General features: G+C 37.4%; 13 protein-coding genes and 1 riboswitch. Of the genes, 10 read left to right on the top strand and 3 right to left on the bottom strand.

Features of this window, described 5'->3' with window-relative positions; all coding sequences use genetic code 11:
* Nucleotides 1–10: 10 nt before the first annotated feature.
* Both NV349_RS20340 and NV349_RS20335 read right to left on the bottom strand, forming a co-directional pair.
* Nucleotides 11–298 carry a DUF2653 family protein gene (locus NV349_RS20340; RefSeq protein ID WP_036124608.1) on the bottom strand — a complete coding sequence of 96 codons (288 nt, stop codon included), beginning with the start codon at nucleotides 296–298 and terminating at the stop codon, nucleotides 11–13.
* Entirely contained in the window at nucleotides 286–756 is a 471-nt protein-coding gene (locus NV349_RS20335; RefSeq protein ID WP_271911058.1) for a hypothetical protein, read from the bottom strand. The genes NV349_RS20340 and NV349_RS20335 overlap by 13 nt, the downstream gene beginning before the upstream one ends.
* A gap of 184 nt (nucleotides 757–940) precedes the next feature.
* Between NV349_RS20335 and NV349_RS20330 the strand changes: the two genes are divergently transcribed.
* The 10 genes from NV349_RS20330 (at nucleotide 941) to NV349_RS20285 (ending at nucleotide 16,083) form a co-directional block, all read left to right on the top strand.
* Nucleotides 941–1,957, top strand: a complete 1,017-nt coding sequence (locus NV349_RS20330) for a YdcF family protein (protein ID WP_036124604.1) — start codon at nucleotides 941–943, stop codon at nucleotides 1,955–1,957.
* 72 nt (nucleotides 1,958–2,029) lie between these two features.
* A complete protein-coding gene (locus NV349_RS20325; RefSeq protein ID WP_036124602.1) occupies nucleotides 2,030–3,316 on the top strand; it encodes an SEL1-like repeat protein in 1,287 nt (428 codons plus the stop codon).
* Nucleotides 3,317–3,940: 624 nt separating this feature from the next.
* Entirely contained in the window at nucleotides 3,941–5,233 is a 1,293-nt protein-coding gene (locus NV349_RS20320; protein ID WP_271911057.1) for a globin-coupled sensor protein, read from the top strand.
* Between the two features lie 232 nt (nucleotides 5,234–5,465).
* Nucleotides 5,466–6,860, top strand: coding sequence for a protoporphyrinogen oxidase (locus NV349_RS20315; RefSeq protein ID WP_036124598.1), 1,395 nt, complete (start codon nucleotides 5,466–5,468; stop codon nucleotides 6,858–6,860).
* A gap of 99 nt (nucleotides 6,861–6,959) precedes the next feature.
* A riboswitch (SAM riboswitch) is annotated at nucleotides 6,960–7,060 on the top strand.
* Between the two features lie 90 nt (nucleotides 7,061–7,150).
* Nucleotides 7,151–8,998 (top strand): bifunctional homocysteine S-methyltransferase/methylenetetrahydrofolate reductase, encoded by a 1,848-nt coding sequence (locus tag NV349_RS20310; protein ID WP_036124596.1) that lies wholly within the window; start codon nucleotides 7,151–7,153, stop codon nucleotides 8,996–8,998.
* Entirely contained in the window at nucleotides 8,991–12,422 is a 3,432-nt protein-coding gene (gene metH, locus NV349_RS20305; RefSeq protein ID WP_271911055.1) for a methionine synthase, read from the top strand. Before NV349_RS20310 ends, metH begins: the two co-directional genes overlap by 8 nt.
* Before the next feature lie 105 nt (nucleotides 12,423–12,527).
* Nucleotides 12,528–13,028 carry a GNAT family N-acetyltransferase gene (locus NV349_RS20300; protein WP_271911054.1) on the top strand — a complete coding sequence of 167 codons (501 nt, stop codon included), beginning with the start codon at nucleotides 12,528–12,530 and terminating at the stop codon, nucleotides 13,026–13,028.
* A gap of 111 nt (nucleotides 13,029–13,139) precedes the next feature.
* Nucleotides 13,140–14,171: a Delta(5) desaturase DesA gene (locus tag NV349_RS20295; RefSeq protein WP_036124589.1), complete on the top strand. Its 1,032-nt coding sequence runs from the start codon at nucleotides 13,140–13,142 to the stop codon at nucleotides 14,169–14,171.
* A 130-nt stretch (nucleotides 14,172–14,301) separates the two neighbouring features.
* Complete coding sequence (locus NV349_RS20290; protein WP_419185187.1) at nucleotides 14,302–15,450, top strand: sensor histidine kinase; 1,149 nt, start codon at nucleotides 14,302–14,304, stop codon at nucleotides 15,448–15,450.
* Between the two features lie 21 nt (nucleotides 15,451–15,471).
* A complete protein-coding gene (locus tag NV349_RS20285; RefSeq protein WP_036124587.1) occupies nucleotides 15,472–16,083 on the top strand; it encodes a response regulator transcription factor in 612 nt (203 codons plus the stop codon).
* Between the two features lie 39 nt (nucleotides 16,084–16,122).
* Here NV349_RS20285 and NV349_RS20280 read toward each other — a convergent pair whose 3' ends face one another.
* Entirely contained in the window at nucleotides 16,123–17,097 is a 975-nt protein-coding gene (locus tag NV349_RS20280; RefSeq protein WP_036124585.1) for a proline dehydrogenase family protein, read from the bottom strand.
* Between the last annotated feature and the right edge of the window lie 54 nt (nucleotides 17,098–17,151).

The raw sequence follows: 17,151 nt of genomic DNA, 5'->3' as shown, positions 1-17,151 counted from the left end.
CTGCTTTTTTTTATGATAGTTTGGCAATAATGCCTTCCTCGTCGTCTAAAACAAGCTCAATCCCAGTTGAGAATGGGTCACTATGTAGAACATCTTTAATCCAAACACGTAATGCACCAATCATAGCTGCTGTATTAAGCACTTCGATTTGACCGTTTACTTCAACCTCTGCACCAAAGCCAGCGTCATCTTCGTAAGTCAATTCGACAAGAACTGCCTCGGGACGAATGTTTTTATAATAAGCTTGAGATAAACAAATAGCATTAATAATATCTTGTTCGTTGATTATTTGTGCCATTGTGCTTCCTCTTTGCGCTTCTTCTCTTTAAACATATTCATAATCTTAACCACAAGCATCACGATAACGGCAATTGCAGCTACATTAATGAGTAGACCTAAAATATTGCCAATAATCCCCATGCTACTAAATAGACTGCCGAATAATAAACCAGCTAGACCACCAAGCATTAAGCCTTTCATTAGACCGCCAGAGAAAAAGCCACCTTTTTTAGTAGTATCTACTTTATTAGTAGAGGATGAGTTGTTTTTATTTGTTGTTGCATTATTTTGATTTTTAGAAGTATCCTTAGATTTTTGGATATTCGAGCTATTATTGTTGTTGTTGTTAGTGAAGCCTTTTTTACCTGATTTATAGGATTTAGCTTCTGCCGTTGGCGTATCCGAAATGAATAATGTTGCACCAACAGTCGAAAATATCAGTGTCGCTGCAAAAAGAGCGGCAAGAATTTTTTTCATTACTTACATTCCTCCAATATAATTTTGAATTTGGTCATAAACTAGTTCTTATATAGTAATATTACATGAACTATATTAAAAAATAAAACAAACGCCTTCAATAATTGAGCTATATCATCAAATTTGAACAAGTAGTGACAAATGCCATGATTGTGAAAATTCTGCAATAGAAAGGAGTGAAACGATGCTACTAACTTTAACACTTTTCACCACATTATTTCTCGTGTTGTACTTAACAGAAAAAAGGCGCTTTCTCAATGCGGTAGCACTAGGTTTAATAGGGATATATATGATAAGAGCGTTCATTATGCACTATCCATTATTGCTGCCAAATGATCAGGGGATTATTTCAGAAATGGGGATATTTATTATATTGGGAAGCTTTCCAAGCATTATGTTTATTTTATCAATCGCAATGTTTTTCAATAGTAAAGTATTATTAGAGAAGGAAGGGCGTAAAGTACGTAATTTAATGTTAGCCATTCTCGGACTAAGTTTTGTTATTATGATGATATGGTATGTTTTCGTCATTTTTATCCAAATAGAAAATATACTTTGGCATATTCTTTTCTTCTATGCGTTTTTGGTTTTTGGCTATACAATGTTTTTATACACAAGTGTCCTTGCCTATGCAATACTGTATCATTTTACACCCATACGCTATGAACCAAATTATATTATTGTATTGGGCTCAGGGTTAATTGGGGATAAAGTGCCCCCACTTTTAGCAAGTCGTTTAGATGAGGCAGTAAAGCAGTATAAAAAGTATGGGGAGAGAGCTTTTATTATTGTCTCAGGTGGTCAAGGCAATGACGAAAAGCTAACCGAGGCATATGCCATGAAACAATACTTAATAGATGTACATCATCTTCCCACTGACAAGATATTGCTCGAAGATCAATCGACCAATACAGAACAAAATATGGTCTTTTCCAAAAAAATAATGGACCATCATGCGCAGGGAGAAAAATATCGTTCGCTATTTGTGACCAATAATTTCCATGTATTTCGTGCAAGTATTTATGCTAAGAAAGCAAAGCTAGATGCAGAAGGAATTGGCTCAAAGACAGCCTTTTACTATGTTCCCAATGCATTTACACGAGAATTTATAGGCTTATTAGATATGTATAAATGGGCCCATATTACAGTTTTTTTAATCATTACGCTATTCGTTGGCTTATTATTGAGAGCATATGTGTAACCAAATTTCAACTGTCTTCCATATAATAGTGGCAAGGCAGTTTTTTTACATAGTGTGCAAGGGAGGAAAATAATGTACGAGCAAATGTTAGCCAAGCGAAATAAAGAAAGAATTGATTCCCTACAAAATCTGACACAGTCAGAAAATACATGGTTTGCTCAAAATATAAAATTACTTACATTCACGGAAGTTACCCTAACAGCCTTGCAAAAAATATTGTATCAAATAGTGCGAGGGCTATTGAAAGAACAGCAACAACGGCATTTACAAATTATCCATTCAGAACAATCTCAGTCCATACAGGAGAATGTTTTAACATTGTTAGCGGAATATGACGATGTCTTGCGTGATGCCATTCCCGAATCTATCTATATCCTTGTTTGGCAAATCTCTTCGTTAGAAAAGCTAGCAAGCCGTATAGCAGTAGTTGATGATGTACTTGATATTGTGGAGTGGTACTTCCGTCATCAAGATGAACAGCTCCCTATTTTAGATGAAGAGGATTTAGATCATGAAGTCATTATTGATTTATATAAAGAAGCAGTTGAAGAACAAGACGCAGATGCACAATATCAATTGGGAGAATACTACAACGCTAGAGAAGGTGAACATTTTCAACCTGAAAAATCATTGAAATGGTTTGAATTAGCAGCGCTTCAGAATCATGCAGATGCTCAATACGTACTAGGGAATTTTTACTTTGAGGGGATTGGTGTGGAAGAAAATGATTCCCTTGCTTTTTCATACTATGAAAAAGCAGCTTTACAGGGGCATGCGGATGCCGCCAATAATTTAGCGGATATGTATTTCAATGGGGAAGGCGTACCGCAAGATTTTATATTAGCAAAACAATGGTTTGATTATGCTGCTGAAAAAAATGTGGCAGAGGCGATGTTTACGTTAGGAATTATATACGAGCAGGGACTGGGTGTTGAAGCAGATGTAGAAGCAGCTTTCAATGCCTACAAAAAATCAGCAGAGCTAGGTTATGTCGAAGCGCAATATCGGCTTGGTGGAATATATTTAGAGGGACGCTTGGGTCAAACAAAGGAGGTAAACCGCGGCCTCTTTTGGTATGAAAGAGCGGCTGAACAATATCATGTAGATGCCTTTTATGATTTGGGCTATATATGGAGTAATGGACTAACTGGTATACGCAATATCGAAAAAGGTATTCATTGGTTTAAACAGGCTGCAATTCAAGGAGACGCGGACGCTAAGCTACAACTAGGGCATATTTACAATAAAGGTGAAGGAATTGCTAGAAACCTAAAAGAAGCCATCAAGTGGTATGGCCTCGCAGCAGATGCTGGTGTTGCAGAAGCTTCTAAAATATTACAGGAACTTAAAGGATTGTAAATTTTGTGTGAAAAAATATAGTTTATTTGAATTATTTATTTGCCATACATTTATAAAACTTTTGATTTAAAATGGGTTGTGTTTTTAGGTATATGGATGCTCTTGTGGAGAGGGTAAAAAATATTGATATAGTGATATTTAAAGAAGATTAATAAAAAAGGATAAGAAAAATAAAAAAAATAGGCATAATAAACAAGAAAACGGGTAAAAAAGCTACCAAATAATATTGTGGTAGCTTTTTTCTTATGCATTACCATTAATTTTAAGATAGGGACTTTTGGTGTGGTATATGTAAAAAAACGGAATCGATAAGATTGACAGCAATTTATAAAATGATTAATGTAAATGAGTGATTTTGAAATAAAGCATACGTAAATAAGTCTACTGTTAGTCATGTACTGACTAGGTCTGCTTGCTGAGCGGGAATATTTTTTATGTGATTGTACAAAGAGGTACTCGACATGCTTTTGGAGGAAGTGTGCCAGACAGAAAGAGTATTAGCCCATAGCATAATAGCTAATCTGTTTTTATCGGTATTTTTTCTTGTATCAATCAATATGTTAAAAAAGGGATTTGGTGTTTCTCAGCCTGCTGAAAGTAAACGGAATGAAAGAGGGAAGATGTGTGATTTTTCAAAAACAGAGAAAGACGAAGGTATTGGATTTACAGCAATATACAGTAAAAATGGATTTGTCTACTCGCCAATCAATGGTGAAACAAATTGAAATGCTGAATCTAACGAAGCAAGACTTACAATATTTAAAAGCTTTCCAGCCATATGTTATGGACAATGTAGATCACATCGTAAACCGTTTTTACAACATGATAGGAACAGAGCATCATTTGGTAGATATTATAAGTCATCATAGTTCTGTAGACAGACTTAAAGTAACGCTACGGCAGCATATTATTGAAATGTTTAACGGAACCATTGATGAGGTGTATTACCAAAGACGAGTAAAAATTGCAAAGGTACATGTTCATATTGGGCTTAGAACCCAATGGTATATTTGCGCATTCCAAGATTTATCCATATCATTTATTGATTTAGTCGAAAAAAATATAGAGCACCCCCAAGATCAATTTAATACGATCAGGGCCATATCGAAAATTTGTAATTTCGAGCAGCAGCTGGTTTTGGAGGCTTTTGAAAACACTGTAGAACAAATGAAAGAAAAAATGATGCATGAGAAAGAAGCTATTGAACGACAAATTGTTGATTCTTCCGAAGCACTTGCCACAATTTCTCAGGAAACAAATAATTCATTTTGCTGCTTAAGCAAGCAATCTGACGAAATTAAACAATTGGCTAAAAAATCACTTGATGTCTCAACACTGGCTGAAAATCAAGCACTTGAAGGTCGTGAACGTTTAAAAAATCAATCACAAAATATGATTAATATTATTCATTCACTTCATGATATAGAAGAAAATATTGAACAATTATCGGATATGTCTAGGGAAATGGAGACAATCATGAATGTTGTTACTAATATTGCTAATCAAACCAATCTGTTGGCATTGAATGCTGCAATTGAAGCGGCGCGTGCTGGAGAAGCGGGCAAAGGCTTTAGTGTAGTGGCTGATGAGGTGCGTAAATTATCTATTCAAACGAAGGATTCGGTTACTTCGGTGGCATTGTTATTGAAAAAAACGAGTGAACGGACAGAGAAATTAGAGCATTCTCTGGCAAATATTCAAGATGAAGTAGCGTCAGGTGAGGAAAACATGTTACAAACTGAAGGTCAATTTACAAGCATATTGGGAGCCATGACAGAAGCAAAGGATCAAAACGACTGTATGGCAACGAAAATACAAGCAATCGTCGGGATATTAAACGAGTTAGGGACATCATTTACAGAAGTAACGAATTCAGCAGAAAACTTAGCGAGCTTTTCCCAAAATCTAAAAGGATAGACTACTAAATTAACGTTTATGTTTCCGTATTTTTTAAACATATTAAACACTATAGTACCTATAAATATGTGTATTTTTTGTAAACCTTGAAATGGAAATTCCATATGATTAAGCTAGAGCTATCTCACAGATGAGGTAGCTCTATTTTTGCTAAATTTGTAAAGGGTTTAACGTAATTTTCAATGAAAATAAGTTTATACTGTAGGAAGAACTAAAAATAGGGGCGGTTACTATGAAAACAGTTGTTGTATTAGGTGGCGGTATTACAGGATTATGCACAATGCATTATTTACAACGTCAAGTGAAGGAAAATAATGTAGATGTGCGTCTAGTGCTTGTAGAAAAAAATACATATTTAGGGGGCAAATTATATTCAACACATGAGCAAGGTTTTATTATGGAAACAGGTGCTGACTCGATTGTAGCTCGTCATAAAGGTGTTATGGAGCTTGTACAGGAGCTTGATTTTGAGGAGAATCTAGTTTACAACGAAACAGGTATTTCCTATATTTATACGAATAATGAATTACATGCCATTCCGGCAGATTCTACTTTTGGAATACCAATGAGTTTGGCATCCTTGGAGCAAAGCACATTGATTACAGAGCAAGGTAAACAAGATGCATTAAAAGATTTGACTTTACCAAACAAAGACTTCACAAAGGAAAGCTCAATTGGAGAGTTTTTAACTTATTATTTAGGGGAAGAGCTTGTGAAAAATCAAATTGCACCCGTTCTTGCAGGTGTTTATTCAGGGGATTTACACCAGCTTTCGATTGCCTCTACTTTACCGTACTTGATTGACTATAAGAACGAGTATGGAAGTATCATAAAAGGCTTTGATGCGAATCGTGAGCAATTTGCTAAAGCAGCCAATAAAAAGTTTATATCGTTCAAAAACGGTTTATCTTCTCTAATTGATCGTCTCGAACAAACATTAACTGATGTAGAGATCATCAAGGGTGTCGCAACTGTCAATGTTCAAAAGCAAGAAAACCACTATTCAATTGCCTTAGCTAATGGTGAAAGCATCGAGACAGATTATGTCGTTTTAGCACTGCCGAATGAGGCTGTTCAAGGCCTACTACAGGATGAATCATTAAACCGTTATTTTGACCAATTTACGACAGCTTCAGCAATTACGATCTATTTAGGTTTTGATGTACCAGACTCTAGATTGCCAGCAGATGGAACGGGCTATATTGTCTCACATAATTCTGACGTTACATGTAATGCTGCAACTTGGACAAGTCGTAAATGGAGGCATACATCAAGAGATCATAAATTACTTGTGCGACTCTTTTATAAAAGCATCAATCCAGCATATGAGCAACTCCATGCCATGTCTGACGAAGAATTAGCAGCGGTTGCTTTAGAGGATGTGCGCAAGAGCCTAGGAATAGAGGAACAGCCAACAGTTATTAATGTCACAAAATGGATTGATCAAATGCCAAAATATGATCTAGCTCACCGTGAAGCATTACAAGGTTTAGTTCAAGAATTACAAGAAAACTATCCTAATCTATCCATCGCAGGTTGTTCATACTTTGGGGTAGGGATTGGTGCTTGTATTCAAAATGGGAAAAAAATCGGTGAGGAGCTTGCAAAGGAACTAGCCAATTTCTAAGCTTTTAAGTGAAAAATATCTTTGTTATGTGAAATAGTCTTGACTCATTCGTCAGTAAACGATATGATTCTTTTAATTATTTAAAAAATTCATACTACATTCTTATCAAGAGAAGCAGAGGGACTGGCCCATTGAAGCTTCAGCAACCAACTTTTTTGTCAGGTGCTAAATCCAGAAGACCATTGAGTCGAAGATGAGAAGGAAAAAACAATGATGAGTCATTAAAGCCTTCTTTTTTTATAAAAGAAGGCTTTTTATTATACAGAGATATAGGAAGAGAGGCTAGTTTAATGAGATTGCTTGAAAGGTTAAAAACGCATGTATTGACGGCAGATGGCGCAATAGGCACAGTGCTTTATGGCTATGGTTTGGAGTATTGTCATGAGGAAATGAATGTACAGAAACCTGAGTTAATTGAAAAGATTCATAGGGAATATATTGCAGCTGGTGCTGACATCATTCAAACGAATACGTATGGTGCAAATGCCATTAAATTAGCTCGCTATGGATTAGAATCGCGTGTCCAACAATTTAATGAAGCAGCGATTACAATCGCAAAGCGAGCTGCGGCAGATGGAGGTCAGTTTGTCTTAGGGACAATTGGTGGTATTCGTGGTATTCGTAAAAGTGATGCAACGTTAGATGAAATCTTAGCAACTATTGAGGAGCAAGCGAGTGTTTTACTTGCTGGGAATCCAGACGGCCTTTTACTCGAAACCTATTATGATTTTGAAGAATTAACAGCTACCTTAAAGATGCTACGGACAAAGACAAAATTACCGATTATTGCGCAAGTTTCCATGCACGAACCTGGTGTTTTACAAAACGGTATGTCTTTAAATAACGCCCTGCATGAGCTAGAAAAACTTGGTGCGGATATTGTGGGTGTCAATTGTCGTTTAGGTCCACACCATACCATTCAGGCGTTTGAAGGTGTAGAACTTCCTGATAAGGCATTTATGTCGGCTTATCCGAATGCTTCACTCCTTGACTTAGAAGATGGTCGTGTCGTTTATGAGTCAGAAGCTGAATATTTTGGTCGAGCGGCTGTGGAATTACGTGATCAAGGGGTACGCTTAATTGGAGGCTGTTGTGGTACGACACCGAAGCATATAGCAGCAGCGAAGAAGTATTTAGAAGAGTTATCACCAGTTCATGAAAAGTATGCCAAACCGGAGAAGATTCAAATTGTTCGTGAAGCAGAGCCAACGAAGTATGAACCTCTTCATGAAAAAGTAAAGCGCGAACGCTCTGTCATTGTAGAGCTAGATACACCTAGACATCTGGAAATTGATGGTTTTTTGGAAGGGGCAAAACAATTGTATGATGCAGGAGCAGATGTCGTCATGATGGCAGACAATTCTCTGGCTTCTCCACGTATTAGCAATATTGCTATGGGTGCATTGTTGAAGAGTACTAATGGTGTACGTCCTCTAACACATATTACATGCCGAGATCGTAATTTAATCGGTCTGCAATCACATTTAATGGGGTTAAATGCATTAGGAATTCATGATGTGTTAGCTGTTACTGGTGATCCAACAAAAGTTGGGGACTTCCCAGGTGCCACAAGTGTTTATGATGTCTCATCAATGGAGCTGATCCAATTAATTAAGCAGTTAAATCAAGGCATTTCCTTCTCAGGTAAACCACTTCGTAAAAAAGCAAATTTTTCAGTAGCTGCTGCATTTAATCCAAATGTCCGTGTATTAGATCGTGCTGTGGCACGCTTAGAGAAGAAAATTGAGTATGGAGCAGACTACTTTATTTCACAGCCAGTATATACGAAGGAAAAAATTGTGGAAATTTATGAGGCAACCAAGCATTTGCAAGCACCTATTTATATTGGTATTATGCCCGTTACAAGTTATAAAAGTGCTGAATTCTTACATCATGAGGTGCCAGGCATAAAATTATCTGAAGATGCCTTAGCAAGAATGAAGGCCTGTGGTGAAGATAAAGAACGTGCAACATTTGAGGGGATTGCCATTGCGAAGGAATTAGTTGAGGTGGCTGCACAGTATTTCAATGGCATTTACCTTATCACTCCATTTTTACGTTATGATGTGACATTAGAGTTGATGAAATATATTGAGCAATTGGATGAACAGAAAAAAGGGGTAAGTATACATGGCTAAGCACTTGATTGAAAAGCAACTAGAGAAACGTATTTTAATTCTTGATGGCGCAATGGGAACAATGCTACAAAACGAAAACTTATCCGCTGAGGATTTTGGCGGGGAGGAGCTTGATGGCTGTAATGAAAATCTTGTGCTTACTAGACCTGATGTAATTAAGGAAATTCACCATAAATATTTAGAGGCAGGCGCAGATATTATTTGTACGAATACTTTTGGCGGGACACCTCTTGTGTTAAATGAATATGATCTTGGCGCAAAAGCGGAAGAAATTAATAAACGTGCCGTCGAAATTGCTCGTCAAGCAGTGGATAACTTTTCAACATCAGATTGGCCACGCTTTGTTGCTGGCGCAATGGGTCCAACAACAAAAACATTATCCGTAACTGGCGGTATTACATTTGATGAGCTAGAGGAAAACTTTTATGTACAGGCGAAGGCGTTAATTGAGGCAGGAGCAGACGTCCTTTTACTAGAAACTAGTCAGGATATGTTAAACGTAAAAGCAGGTACTCTAGGTGTAGCACGTGCTTTCGCGGCAACTGGCAAAGAACTACCCGTCATGATTTCAGGAACAATTGAACCGATGGGTACAACACTCGCAGGGCAAACGATTGATGCTTTTTATATTTCTATTGAACATATTAAACCACTATCCGTTGGCTTAAACTGTGCGACTGGACCAGAGTTTATGACGGATCATATTCGTTCATTAGCAGAGCTTTCCACAGGCTATATTAGCTGTTATCCGAATGCAGGCTTGCCGGATGAAGAAGGTTGCTATCATGAATCACCAGAATCTTTATCACAAAAATTAAAAGGCTTTGCAGAAAAGGGCTGGCTTAATATTGTAGGTGGATGTTGTGGGACGACTCCAGCTCATATCACAGCTATCCGTGAGGTTTTAAAAGATGAAAAACCACGCCAAATACCAGAGAAAACACATGGTCATGCGGTAACAGGAATCGAACCATTATTGTATGACGATTCTATGCGTCCATTATTTATTGGTGAAAGAACGAATGTTATAGGCTCTCGTAAATTTAAGAATTTAATCATTGATGGGAAGTTTGAAGAAGCTGCAGAAATTGCACGTGCGCAAGTAAAAAATGGTGCACACGTTATTGATATTTGTTTAGCCAACCCTGATCGTGATGAATTAGCTGATATGCGTGGTTTTATGCAGGAGGTTGTGAAAAAGGTTAAGGTTCCTCTTGTAATCGACTCGACAGATGAAAAGGTCATTGAGGAAGCATTAAAATTTTCTCAAGGAAAAGCCATCATTAACTCTATAAATCTAGAAGATGGTGAAGAACGATTTGATGCAGTAATGCCACTCGTAAAGAAGTATGGAGCCTCATTGGTAGTTGGAACCATTGATGAAATAGGAATGGCCGTTGATCGTCATCGCAAGCTTGAAATTGCCGAACGTTCCTATAAATTATTAACTGAAAAATGGGGACTTGCACCGGAGGATATCATTTTCGACCCGTTGATGTTCCCTGTAGGGACTGGTGATGAGCAGTATATTGGATCGGCTCTAGAAACAATTGAAGGAATTCGACTAATCAAAGAAAAGATGCCACAGACATTAACTGTACTGGGTGTAAGTAATATTTCATTTGGCTTACCACCAGTTGGCCGTGAAGTACTGAATGCTGTGTATCTTTATCATTGTACACAGGCCGGCTTAGATTATGCCATTGTCAATACAGAGAAACTAGAGCGTTATGCATCCATTCCAGAGGCAGAAATTAAACTTGCAAATGACTTACTGTTTAATACGAATGATGAAACATTAGCAGTATTCACAGACTTTTATCGTGATAAAAAGAAAGAAAAGACCGAAGCGGATATACCAAAAACGGTTGAAGGTCGTTTAGCTTATTATATTTTAGAAGGTACAAAAGAAGGGCTGATTGAGGATTTAGATGCTGCACGCGAAATCTTTGAGGCGCCACTTGATATTATTAATGGTCCTTTAATGGCTGGTATGGCTGAGGTAGGTCGATTGTTTAATGATAACCAACTCATTGTAGCGGAGGTTTTACAATCAGCAGGCGTGATGAAGGCTGCTGTTGCCCATTTAGAGCAATTCATGGAAAAGGATGAAGAGAGTGCTGGAAAAGGGAAAATGGTTTTGGCTACCGTTAAAGGAGATGTGCACGATATTGGGAAAAACCTTGTTGATATTATTTTAAGTAATAATGGCTATAAGGTTGTCGATTTAGGCATTAAAGTAACACCAGCACAATTGATTGAAGCGATTCGCAAGGAAAAACCAGATTTTATCGGGCTATCAGGCTTACTGGTAAAATCAGCGCAACAGATGGTCATTACTGCTCAGGATTTCAAAGAGGCTGGCATTGATGTACCGATTTTAGTTGGTGGAGCTGCACTTTCTCGACGCTTTACAGAAACAAAAATTGCAGATGAATACAACGGTCCAGTTATTTATTCAAAGGATGCTATGCAGGGATTAGAGCAAGCAAATCTATTAATGGGTAAGGAAACGCGTGCGAATTTCTTAGCTGAAATCCAGGAATCTCGTCAAAAACGTCTAGAGGCAGATGTAAAAAGAGCTGCACGTCCAGCTAAAGAGATAACAATAAAGCCAGTACGTACTGTAAAGGGAGCGTCAGTATTTTTACCAGCTGATTTACGTCGTCATGTGAAGAAAGACTATGCAGTATCGCATTTATATCCATACGTCAATATGCGTACATTGCTGGGACATCATTTAGGCTTGAAAGGGCAGGTTCAGCAATTGCTAGATGCCGGTGATTCACGAGCAACAGAGCTAAAGGATTTAGTAGATGATTATTTAAAAAGTGATTTATTAAAGCCTTCAGGTTTATATCAATTTTTCCCTGCTCAAGCGGATGGGGATGATGTCGTTGTTTATGATCCTGCCGATAGTAAAACAGAAATTGAACGTTTTACTTTCCCGCGCCAGCAAGTAGAACCATTTTTATGTCTTGCCGATTTCTTAAAAACGGTAGAGAGTGGAGAAATGGATTATATTGCGCTCATGGTGGTAACAGCAGGGCAAGGGGTTATGGCAACAGCTCGTCAGTTAAAAGATTCTGGCAAATTCCTTGAAAGCCATGCACTGCAATCGACTGCACTAGAATTAGCAGAGGGCTTTGCTGAACGTATACATCAAGAAATACGTGACCAATGGGGCTTCCCAGATGCCACTGATTTTACAATGAGAGATCGTTTTGCAGCTAAATATCAAGGGCAACGTTTTTCTTTCGGTTATCCTGCGTGCCCTAACTTGGAGGATCAGGAAAAACTATTCGGCTTATTAAAGCCTGAGGATATTGGCGTTCACCTTACAGAAGGTTTTATGATGGAGCCTGAAGCATCTGTTTCAGCGATTGTTTTTGCTCATCCCGATGCTCGCTACTTCAATGTTTAAGGCGTAAAATAGGAGGATATAGATAGTCAATGAATTGACTATCTATATCCATTCCATTGAATCATTGAAGAGTGTGAGGACAATTTCATTAAGGAAGTGAGCAGGATGATTCGATTCATGGAAGAAAAAGATATACCTGAGGTTTTAGACATCTATAATGATATTATTTTAACAAGTAAGGCTGTCTACCGATATGATATACAAACTTTAGATGAAAAAATGCGATGGTATAAGGAGCAGCAAGCATTCGGCAATCCACTGCTTGTATTTGTGGAAAATGGGATTGTTGCTGGCTTTGCTACTTATAGTCAATTCCGTCCTTACCCAGGTTATCAATATACAATGGAGCATTCCGTCTACGTGCATAATGAGCATTATCAAAAGGGGATTGCAACGAAGCTCATGCATAAGCTTATAGCGATTGCAGAGGAGCGTGGTGTCAAAACACTCGTTGCTGGCATTGATGGAGAAAACATTGCTAGCATTAAAGCACATGAAAAATTAGGTTTTGAATATGCAGGTACAATTAAAAATGCAGGCTATAAATTTGAACAATGGCTAGACCTTGTGTTCTATCAGTTGCATTTGAATGGACAAACATCATAAAAAGGATATGACAAATGTCATATCCTTTTTATGATGTTTGCGTCTGTTACTGACTTGTACTCTTGTTTTATGATGAGGTCATAAGAAAAAAAAGAAACGAGGGAGTAAAGGATGGCAACTATTAAAGAAAAAACAAAAAAGTTACGCCAAGATGTAGCGCCATTTGCTAAATCTAATACGGGTAAAAGTGTTTTTCAAATGATAAATACACTTGTACCGTTAATTGCATTGTGGGTGGCTGGTTACTTATTAGTAGATGTTTCACCTTGGCTAACAGTTGGCTTAAGTGCCATTTCAGCGGGGTTTGTCGTACGAACTTTTATTATTTTTCACGATTGCACACACGGATCATTTTTCAAAAGTAAAAAGGCAAACGACTGGGTTGGATTTTTTACTGGAGTGCTAACATCATTCCCATATGAAAAATGGAAACGTGAACATACAATTCACCATGCAACAAGCTCAAACCTAGACAAGCGTGGTATTGGTGATATTGATATGATGACAGTGGAAGAATATATGCAAGCTTCAAAGGGACAACGATTATGGTATCGCTTTTATCGTAACCCATTCGTTATGTTTGGGTTAGGACCATTATATATGGTGCTTATCTTAAATCGTTTTAATCGTAAGGATGCAAGAAAGAAAGAACGCTTGAACACAATTTTAACGAATATCGTTATGGTCGGAATTTGTGCTGCTTTAATTTTCTTCATGGGCTGGCAAGCATTTTTATTAGTCCAAGGCGTTACCTTATTTATTGCTGGTTCTTTAGGAATTTGGCTGTTTTATATTCAGCACACATATGAAGATTCTTATTTTGAACATGAATCAGAATGGGATTATGTTAAAGCCGCAGTGGAAGGTAGCTCGTATTATAAATTGCCAAAGATTTTACAATGGGTTACAGGGAATATTGGTTTCCACCATGTCCATCACTTAGCTCCTCGAGTACCTAACTATAATCTTGAAAAAGCACATAATGAAACGCCGCCTTTACACATGGCAACAACGATTACGTTACGTACAAGTTTAGAATCATTACGTTACAAGTTATATGATGAAGATCAAGGCAAATTTGTATCGTTTAAAGAAGTAAATGAAATCATCAAACGCAAAGCAAGAGGCAGTATTGCCGCTTAGTTGAAAACAGCCATCTCTGCAAACGAGATGGCTGTTTTATGTAAAAGGATGGGTTTTGTCTAAAGCATGTGCAGGCATAAATTAAATTTTCTTGTTATAATAAGGGAAAAGTAGGAAAGAGCGTGAGATTATGTTGAGGAAATGGCATAGTATTATTCCGAATAGTCCAATGCTCAGTGTATATTTATGGATTATTTTTTGTTTCCTACCGTTTTTCTTCATTTTTAGGAAATCATCTTATATCGAAATCTCGATTGGCATTACGTTTTTAATGCTTTATTTTATTTTCTATCGATTTTCCATGAATTCGAAAAGCGGTTTAGTTTATATGTGGATCAGCTTTGAAATGGCCATCAATATTGTCATGACCATCTTATATGGCTATGTGTATCTATCTATTTTCACAGCATTTTTTATTGGCAACATACGAAGACCTGTCGGCTTTTATATTATGTACGGTCTACATATTGGGTTTACAGTTATATCTACCGGTGTCGGCTTCTTTGTGGAGCTTCACTTATTTTTATCGCAGCTACCTTTTGTTGTGCTAACCATTCTAGCTGTTGTTCTTTTACCATTAACGATTTATTCCAAAAATAAACGTGAAAACTTAGAGGGGCAGTTAGAAACAGCTAATGAACGTATTGCCGAGTTAATTGTTTTTGAGGAACGACAACGAATTGCTCGTGATTTGCATGATACTTTGGGGCAAAAATTGTCCATGATTGGCTTAAAAAGTGATCTAGCTTCTAGGTTGATTGAACGTGATCCACAGCAGGCTTTGATTGAGATTAAGGATATACGCCAGACGGCAAGCATTGCCTTAAAAGAGGTTCGTGAATTGGTGTCAGACATGCGGACGGCAAAATTTGAGGATGAGCTAATGCGTATTTCTCAAATACTAAAGGCAGCAGAAATGGAGTTTGTTTTTGAAGGAGATAAAAATGCATTGCAAGTTCCGCCACTTGTCGAAAATGTTTTATGCATGTGCCTAAAAGAGGCGGTTAATAATGTTGTCAAACATAGTGGAGCAACAAAATGTGAAATTGCTTTCCATCAAAACTTTAAGGAAGTTTACTTAATCGTTCGGGATAACGGACAAGGTATTACGAAAAAACAAGCATGGAAAACGGGGAACGGATTGAAGGGAATGCGGGAACGCTTAGAGTTTATTAATGGATCCTTTAAGATTGAAAGTGTTGAGGGTACTACATTAACGGTAACTATACCAGTGGCTATTACGCATCAAAATGTCAAAGAAAATCTGAAGAACATATAGAATAGAAAAGAGGCTTGTGACATGATACGAATTGTGATCGCTGAAGATCAGGGGATGCTATTAGGGGCTCTTCGCTCTTTACTTAGTATGGAAGAGGATATGGAGGTCGTCGGCTTAGCAAAAAATGGTGAGGAAGCATTGACGCTGGTGGCAGAACATCAGCCTGATATTTGTATTATGGATATTGAAATGCCAGTGAAAACGGGACTAGACGCAGCAGAAGAAATGCATAGTATTGGCTCAGATTGTAAGGTCATTATTTTAACTACATTTGCCAGACCAGGTTATTTCGAGCGTGCTAGGAAAGCGAGCGTAAGAGGCTATTTATTAAAGGATAGCCCTATTGAGGAATTAGTAAGTGGGATTCGTACAATAATGGACGGTAAACGTATTTATGCACCAGAGCTTGTTGATTTTGTCTATGAGGATGATAGTGAAAATCCTTTAACAGAGCGTGAAAGCCAGGTGCTGACACTTGTGGCAGAGGGCAAGACGACAAAGGAAATTGCGGCAGAGCTATTTTTATCTGCTGGAACGGTACGTAATTATATTTCAACCATTTTAGAAAAACTAAATGTTGGTAATCGTATTGAGGCCATTGCACGCTTTAAAGAAAAAGGATGGAACAAATAAAGAGAACCTTATCGCATGAGCGCGATAAGGTTCGTTTTTTTACTTTTTGCGTTTTGTTATACGTCCAAGAACGAATGCACCTGCTGCTACAGCAAGAACAGTATTCGTTTTTTTCGTAAACACTTGTTTTGTTACAAGGTTAAGGTTTTGAGGACGCTCAGCTAAACGGCGCATAAAGTAGCCGTACCAATCTTCACCGAATGGAACGTACACACAGAAGTTATAGCCTTCTTTTGCAAGCTCTTTTTGCATATCAGTGCGGAAACCGTATAGCATTTGGAATTCAAATTTATCAAGTGGAATATTATGATCTGCAACAAAGCGTTTTACGTGTGCGATGATATTATGATCATGTGTTGCAATTGACGTAAATTTGCCGTGTAGCAAGTGATATTCAATCAACTCAATAAAGTTTAAATCAATATCTAATTTATCTTGATAGGCGACTTCTACAGGCTCTTTATAAGCACCTTTTACAATACGTAAACGGTAGTCCTTGAATTTTTCGATATCGTCTTTTGCACGGTAAAAGTAGGATTGAATAACTGTACCAACATTATTAAATGTTTTAGATAACTCTTCTACCATATCAAAGGATGTTTGAAGACGGCCGTAGTCTTCCATATCAAAGTTAACAAATATATCATAAGAAGCGGCTTTTTCTACTATTTCATACAGGTTGTCATAACAAAAATCAACATCAATGTCTAAACCTAATTGAGATGGTTTTAATGAAATATGTGCAGCAACACCGTTCTCATGGATGGCTTCGATTACAGTAAGGATTTTTTCTTTTGCAGCCGTTGCTTCTTCTTTACTTGAAACAAATTCACCTAGGTTGTCTACCGTACAAGAAATATTATGTGCATTTAGTTCTTTGATGCTTGCAATTGTTTCTTCGATATTTGTACCAGCTACTACACTCTGTGCTCCTAATTTTAGGCCATATTTCTTTGCAGCACTATTTAATAGTTGGTTTTCAGATAACTGGATGAAAAAATCGCGTAATAACATGGTCATTCTCCTAACTGCATTTTCTTTTTAGTATAACATAAATGTTTTAAACTA

The sequence above is a fragment of the Lysinibacillus sp. OF-1 genome (genome assembly GCF_028356935.1).
Taxonomy (GTDB): Bacteria; Bacillota; Bacilli; order Bacillales_A; family Planococcaceae; genus Lysinibacillus; species Lysinibacillus fusiformis_D.
The sequence above is the reverse complement of the archived record's forward strand: the minus strand, read 5'-3'. Positions and strand labels throughout refer to the sequence as shown.